This window comes from Salmonella sp. SAL00670, from assembly GCF_046552235.1.
Lineage (GTDB): Bacteria > Pseudomonadota > Gammaproteobacteria > Enterobacterales > Enterobacteriaceae > Salmonella > Salmonella enterica.
This window is the reverse complement of sequence record NZ_JBGDUO010000010.1, coordinates 82,496-89,084: the sequence shown is the minus strand read 5'-3', so window position 1 is coordinate 89,084 and position 6,589 is coordinate 82,496. Positions and strand designations below refer to the sequence as shown.

The following is a 6,589-nucleotide window of genomic DNA, read 5'->3' as shown; positions in this document are numbered from 1 at the left end:
GAGCGGTAGTTCAGTTGGTTAGAATACCTGCCTGTCACGCAGGGGGTCGCGGGTTCGAGTCCCGTCCGTTCCGCCACCCTAATTAGGGGCGTAGTTCAATTGGTAGAGCACCGGTCTCCAAAACCGGGTGTTGGGAGTTCGAGTCTCTCCGCCCCTGCCAGAAATAATCCTTAGCATCTGCTAAGGATTTTTTTTGCCTGAAATTACCTGATTATCTGGTCAGGTAATCGTAAGTTCCCTTCTTTTTCTTTTCATCATTTTCATTGGCCATCCAGCACATCCGTTTTTAACAGATCGCAGATCAGCGAGTATTTATCGCTGTTTTGCAGCCAAATAGCGTATAGCGGCCGTGAAAGCGTTGCGCTGTCGGCAACGGTATGTAATCCGCCCTTTTCATTTGCCCAGTTTACAGGAAGCCAGCTACAGCCATTTAATGCGCTAAGCTGCTGTCGGGCGAGTTCGGCTGAGCTGGTTGTTAATACCGGCACTTCATCTGCTGCGATCAGCCCTGTTTCATGCTGTTGGAAGTCTGGTCCCCACTCCAGCCGCAGATAATTGAGTTCTGATTTCTTACGGGCAGGGCTGCTGCAATATAACGCCAAAGTGAAGTGCCCTAACAGCTGACTGCTGAACTCATCCATTTTGGGCGCTTCGGTAGTAATGAGGAGATCAAGCTGGCGTTCATGAAGTTGCTTCACAAGCGATTGCCGTTGAGCGATTCTGGCTTCGAACTGCAGGCCGCTTTGCGGCTCCTGTAGTTGGTACAGTCGACCCAGCCAGGCGTTAAGCATACACTCCCATAAAGACGCGCTGGCGCCGATGGAAAACTCGTTATGGCGTGAGGTATGCGCCACCTCTTTACGTGCCGCCTGCCACGTATTCATCAGCGTTTCCGCATACGGTAAAAGTTTTTCGCCAGCCGTGGTTAAACGGATATTGTTTCTGTGCCGCGTAAAAAGGTTTACGCCCAGTTGATTCTCCAGTTGCCTGATACGAAAGCTCACCGCGGATTGCGTCAGGTAAAGTGCTTCTGCGGCCCGCCCGAAATGGCGTGTCCGGCTAACTTCCAGGAAAGTTTTTAACAATTCCGTATCCACTGTGCTCTCCACAAAATTATTTGTCGTTATGATTTAAATGTTTTGTTTTACACTCTGTCAAGCGTAACTAATACTCCGCGCCATAAATAGCTCAGACAAAGAATTAGGAGCGTGCAGGATGGCGGAAAGCTTTACGACGACTAATCGATATTTTGACAATAAACATTATCCACGTGGATTCTCTCGTCACGGTGATTTCACGATTAAAGAGGCACAACTGCTTGAGCGTCATGGTCATGCCTTTAATGATCTGGATCTTGGCAAGCGTGAGCCTGTGACTGAAGAAGAGAAGCTGTTTGTAGCGGTATGTCGCGGTGAACGTGAGCCGGTAACGGATGCAGAACGCGTCTGGTCCAAGTATATGACGCGTATCAAGCGTCCAAAACGCTTCCACACCTTGTCTGGCGGCAAGCCGCAAGTTGAAGGCGCAGAAGACTACACCGAAGCTGATGATTAATAAAAAGGGCGTAATGCCCTTTTTTTACGCCAGCAGCTTTTGCAAATGAATTAACAACCTGTCTATCGCCCGATAGCTTACCGCCTCCTGCAAATGCTGACGCGAGATCTGGTCAGCCAGTTCTATGTCGGCAATGGTTCTGGCCACTTTTAGTAAACGCTGCCAGGCGCGAATGGATAACCCAAGATGCACCAGCGTGTCTTCAAGCCAGCGAGCGTCATCGTGATGCAAAACACAATATTTTTGGATTTCGCGACCCTCCAGACGCGCGTTTAACTTCTTCTGGCGTCGGTACTGCCGTTCATGGGCGGCGATGACCCGCTTTTTTACCGTAGCGCTGCTCTCACCCTTTGAGGCGTGTTGGCTAAGAATCCCGGGCGGTGGAAGCGGTACCTCAAGCGAAAGGTCAAAACGATCAAGAAACGGGCCTGACAACCGATTAAGGTAACGTAGTGTCTGTTCTGGCGTGCAGCGATTATGGTTTCCCTGATAATGTCCGGTCGGGCTGGGATTCATTGCGGCGATTAACTGGAACCTGGCAGGGTACGTTATTTTCGCTCTGGTACGGGATAAATGAATTTGACCGGATTCTATAGGTTCACGTAGCGCATCCAGTGTGCGTCGCTCAAATTCAGGCAATTCATCAAGGAACAAAATTCCGTTGTGCGCCAGCGATATCTCTCCCGGGGCGGGTATTGCGCCGCCGCCGACCATAGCAGTAAGCGAGGCGCTATGATGAGGTGAGCGAAAGGGACGTTGCTGCCATCGTTTTTGTACCGTATCGGCATTAACCAGACTGAGGATCGCGGCGCTTTCCAACGCCTCTTCATTGCTTAATGGTGGAAGAATCCCGCTCAGTCGACTGGCCAGCATGGTTTTACCCGTACCCGGCGGGCCGATCAATAGCAGATTATGTCCCCCTGCCGCTGTAATCTCCAGGCCGCGTTTACCCTGCTCCTGACCGATCACATCGCGAAGATCGGCAGTTGCGGTAGGCGATGCCATATCCTGAGCTAAAGGTCTTTCCAGGGCGTGTTTCCCTTCCAGAAAGGCGCAGACGGTTTGTAGATGATCGGCGATAAAACAACCTTCTTTGCTGATAAGCCCAACCTCCGCCGCGTTCTCTGTTGCGACGATAATATTTCTGCCGGCCCTGATGGCTTCCGTTGCACTTGATATTGCGCCAGGAACGCCGCGTAATGCGCCTGTAAGCGCTAACTCACCCACCAGCTCATATGCCTCAAGATTCGACTCTGTAAGCTGCTCAGACGCGGCCAGAAGCGCAACAGCAATAGGCAGGTCATACCTTCCACCCTCTTTCGGTAGATCGGCTGGAGCAAGGTTAATGGTTATTTTTTTAGCCGGAAATTCATATCCGCTATTAATAATCGCACTACGTACCCGATCACGCGCCTCTTTTACCGTGGTTTCCGGTAGGCCAACCATGGTTAGTCCCGGTAAACCATTACTGATATGCACCTCTATAGTGATAGGCGGCGCATTGACGCCAAGTGCGGCGCGGGTATGAACAATCGCCAGTGACATAATCCCTCCTGTTACGTGGATTATGCGGAATAGAAGAGAAAATCGAATTACTGACTTTTTGTTTTTTAGCGGCTGCTTCCTGAATTTTGGCGTCATTTTCAGGTAAGAAACATCAAACTGGAAGAACGCTCGCAGAAGCGAAAAGAAGGAAAACAGGGTGTAAAGCGCGCCAAAAGGGGGAGGAAAACGTGAAAATTTTTCAGTTGCTAATTTTTCTTATAAAAAACAAAGCACTTTTAGGCATTCACCTGCATTATCTGAAACGTGGTTAAAAAAATATCTTGTGCTATTGGCAAAACCTATGGTAACTCTTTAGGTATTCCTTCGAACAAGATGCAAGAATAGACAAAAATGACAGCCCTTCTACGAGTGATTAGCCTGGTCGTGATTAGCGTGGTGGTGATTATTATCCCACCGTGCGGGGCTGCACTTGGACGAGGAAAGGCTTAGAAATCAAGCCTTAACGAACTAAGACCCCCGCACCGAAAGGTCCGGGGGTTTTTTTTGGCCTGAAAAACTTAAGCGAGGAGCAGAGCGTGAATAACAGCATAAAATTCTGTTTCTCAAGATTTACGACGGGGATGTAACTATGAACGGGGCACAGTGGGTGGTACATGCTTTGCGAGCGCAGGGGGTGAAAACCGTATTTGGTTATCCTGGCGGCGCAATTATGCCGGTTTACGACGCGTTGTATGACGGTGGTGTGGAGCATTTGTTGTGCCGACACGAACAGGGTGCCGCAATGGCGGCAATCGGTTATGCCCGTTCTACCGGCAAAACCGGTGTTTGTATCGCCACCTCCGGCCCTGGCGCCACTAACCTGATCACTGGCCTGGCGGATGCGTTGTTAGATTCGGTCCCCGTCGTCGCGATCACGGGTCAGGTTTCCGCCCCGTTCATCGGCACCGATGCGTTCCAGGAGGTGGATGTGTTAGGGCTGTCGCTGGCCTGCACCAAACACAGCTTCCTGGTGCAGTCGCTGGCAGAGTTGCCGCGCATCATGGCGGAGGCTTTTGAAGTCGCCAACGCTGGCCGTCCTGGCCCGGTTCTGGTGGATATCCCGAAAGATATCCAGTTGGCCAGCGGTGAGCTGGAACCCTGGTTTACTACCGTTGATAACGAAGCGACTTTCCCGCAGGCTGATGCGGAACAGGCGCGCCAGATGCTGGAACAGGCGAAAAAACCCATGCTGTACGTCGGCGGTGGTGTTGGTATGGCGCAGGCAGTTCCGGCGCTGCGTAAATTTATCGCGGTAACGCAAATGCCAGTTACCTGCACGCTGAAAGGGCTAGGGGCTGTTGAAGCTGATTATCCGTACTATCTGGGCATGCTGGGAATGCACGGTACTAAAGCGGCTAATTTCGCGGTGCAAGAGTGTGATTTACTGATCGCAGTGGGTGCACGTTTTGATGACCGGGTGACCGGTAAGCTGAATACGTTTGCGCCGAACGCCAGCGTGATCCATATGGATATCGACCCGGCGGAAATGAACAAACTGCGTCAGGCACACGTCGCGTTGCAGGGCGATTTAAATTCGCTGTTGTCGGCATTACAGCAACCGCTGAAGATCGACGCATGGCGTCAGTCCTGTGCAGAGCTGCGCGCAGAACACGCCTGGCGCTATGATCATCCTGGCGAGACTATCTATGCGCCGTTGTTGTTGAAGCAATTGTCGGAACGCAAACCCGCAGACAGTGTGGTGACGACGGATGTGGGGCAGCATCAGATGTGGTCAGCCCAGCATATGACTTACACCCGCCCGGAGAACTTCATCACCTCCAGCGGTCTGGGGACGATGGGATTCGGCTTACCGGCGGCCGTTGGCGCGCAGGTAGCGCGACCGAATGATACCGTTATCTGTATCTCCGGTGACGGCTCCTTCATGATGAATGTTCAGGAGTTGGGCACCGTAAAACGCAAGCAGTTACCGTTGAAGATAGTCTTACTCGACAACCAGCGGTTAGGGATGGTTCGACAATGGCAGCAACTGTTTTTCCAGGAGCGATATAGCGAAACCACCCTGACCGATAACCCCGATTTCCTCATGCTGGCCAGCGCCTTCGGCATTCCAGGCCAGCACATTACTCGTAAAGACCAGGTTGAAGCGGCACTCGACACTATGTTGGCAAGCGAAGGGCCGTACCTGCTTCACGTCTCAATCGACGAACTTGAAAATGTCTGGCCGTTGGTGCCGCCTGGCGCCAGTAACTCTGAAATGCTGGAGAAATTATCATGATGCAACATCAGGTCAATGTATCGGCACGCTTTAATCCAGAAACCTTAGAACGTGTTTTACGCGTGGTGCGCCATCGTGGTTTTCAGGTGTGCTCCATGAATATGGAAGCCGCGACCGATGCGCAGAATATAAATATTGAATTGACCGTTGCCAGTCCCCGGTCGGTCGACTTACTGTTTAGTCAGTTAAGTAAACTGGTAGATGTTGCGCATGTCGCGATCTGCCAGAGCGCTGCAACATCACAACAAATCCGCGCCTGAGCGCAAAAGGAAGAAAAATGACGACGAAAAAAGCTGATTATATTTGGTTCAATGGCGAGATGGTGCGCTGGGAAGACGCGAAGGTTCACGTAATGTCCCACGCGCTGCACTACGGTACGTCGGTATTTGAAGGGATTCGGTGCTACGACTCTCACAAAGGCCCGGTAGTGTTTCGTCATCGTGAACATATGCAGCGTCTGCGCGACTCAGCAAAAATTTATCGTTTTCCGGTTTCCCAGAGTATTGATGAGCTGATGGAAGCCTGCCGCGAAGTGATCCGCAAAAACAACCTGACCAGCGCCTATATCCGTCCGTTGGTATTTGTCGGCGATGTCGGTATGGGCGTTAACCCGCCCCCGGGATACACCACTGACGTCATCATCGCCGCGTTCCCGTGGGGGGCATACCTGGGCGCCGAAGCGCTGGATCAGGGGATCGATGCGATGGTTTCTTCCTGGAATCGCGCTGCGCCGAACACCATTCCAACCGCTGCGAAAGCGGGCGGTAACTACCTCTCCTCACTGCTGGTGGGTAGCGAAGCGCGCCGCCACGGCTATCAGGAAGGCATCGCCCTGGATGTAAACGGCTATATCTCCGAAGGCGCAGGTGAAAACCTGTTTGAGGTAAAAGATGGCGTGCTGTTTACTCCGCCGTTTACCTCTTCCGCGCTGCCAGGCATTACTCGCGACGCGATCATCAAACTGGCGAAAGAGCTGGGTATTGAAGTGCGCGAGCAGGTGCTGTCCCGTGAGTCGCTGTATCTGGCCGACGAAGTGTTTATGTCCGGAACCGCGGCAGAAATTACTCCGGTACGCAGCGTTGATGGTATCCAGGTAGGTGAAGGCCGTTGCGGCCCTGTTACCAAGCGTATTCAACAAGCCTTCTTTGGTCTCTTCACTGGAGAAACCGAGGATAAATGGGGCTGGTTGGATCCGGTAAATTCATAATAAATAAAATTAATATTTTCCCAAAATAATTTGCGTCACAGGAAGGC

General features: G+C 51.8%; 8 protein-coding genes and 1 tRNA gene. 7 read left to right on the top strand and 2 right to left on the bottom strand.

Annotated features, from left to right (window positions below; genetic code table 11):
* Nucleotides 1-84 precede the first annotated feature (84 nt).
* A tRNA-Trp gene (locus tag ACLJRS_RS22035) sits at nucleotides 85-160 on the top strand.
* A gap of 100 nt (nucleotides 161-260) precedes the next feature.
* Here the strand turns inward: ACLJRS_RS22035 and hdfR are convergent.
* Nucleotides 261-1,109, bottom strand: coding sequence for an HTH-type transcriptional regulator HdfR (gene hdfR, locus ACLJRS_RS22030; RefSeq protein ID WP_086008739.1), 849 nt, complete (start codon nucleotides 1,107-1,109; stop codon nucleotides 261-263).
* 106 nt (nucleotides 1,110-1,215) lie between these two features.
* Between hdfR and maoP the strand changes: the two genes are divergently transcribed.
* On the top strand, nucleotides 1,216-1,554 hold the full coding sequence (gene maoP / locus ACLJRS_RS22025) for a macrodomain Ori organization protein MaoP (RefSeq protein ID WP_000840996.1): 339 nt from the start codon (nucleotides 1,216-1,218) through the stop codon (nucleotides 1,552-1,554).
* A 24-nt stretch (nucleotides 1,555-1,578) separates the two neighbouring features.
* Here maoP and ACLJRS_RS22020 read toward each other — a convergent pair whose 3' ends face one another.
* The gene (locus ACLJRS_RS22020; protein WP_000050225.1) at nucleotides 1,579-3,099 is read right to left on the bottom strand and encodes a YifB family Mg chelatase-like AAA ATPase; all 1,521 of its coding nucleotides are present in this window, start codon (nucleotides 3,097-3,099) and stop codon (nucleotides 1,579-1,581) included.
* Between the two features lie 351 nt (nucleotides 3,100-3,450).
* Here ACLJRS_RS22020 and ilvL point away from each other — a divergent pair, with 351 nt between their 5' ends.
* The 5 genes from ilvL (at nucleotide 3,451) to ilvE (ending at nucleotide 6,542) form a co-directional block, all read left to right on the top strand.
* A complete protein-coding gene (gene ilvL, locus ACLJRS_RS22015) occupies nucleotides 3,451-3,549 on the top strand; it encodes an ilv operon leader peptide (protein ID WP_001311244.1) in 99 nt (32 codons plus the stop codon).
* 86 nt (nucleotides 3,550-3,635) lie between these two features.
* Nucleotides 3,636-3,686, top strand: a complete 51-nt coding sequence (gene ilvX / locus ACLJRS_RS22010; RefSeq protein WP_192930503.1) for a peptide IlvX — start codon at nucleotides 3,636-3,638, stop codon at nucleotides 3,684-3,686.
* Between the two features lie 2 nt (nucleotides 3,687-3,688).
* Entirely contained in the window at nucleotides 3,689-5,335 is a 1,647-nt protein-coding gene (gene ilvG / locus ACLJRS_RS22005) for an acetolactate synthase 2 catalytic subunit (protein ID WP_001012557.1), read from the top strand.
* On the top strand, nucleotides 5,332-5,595 hold the full coding sequence (ilvM, locus tag ACLJRS_RS22000; RefSeq protein WP_000983260.1) for an acetolactate synthase 2 small subunit: 264 nt from the start codon (nucleotides 5,332-5,334) through the stop codon (nucleotides 5,593-5,595). The genes ilvG and ilvM overlap by 4 nt, the downstream gene beginning before the upstream one ends.
* Before the next feature lie 17 nt (nucleotides 5,596-5,612).
* Complete coding sequence (ilvE, locus tag ACLJRS_RS21995; protein WP_000208532.1) at nucleotides 5,613-6,542, top strand: branched-chain-amino-acid transaminase; 930 nt, start codon at nucleotides 5,613-5,615, stop codon at nucleotides 6,540-6,542.
* Nucleotides 6,543-6,589 lie beyond the last annotated feature (47 nt).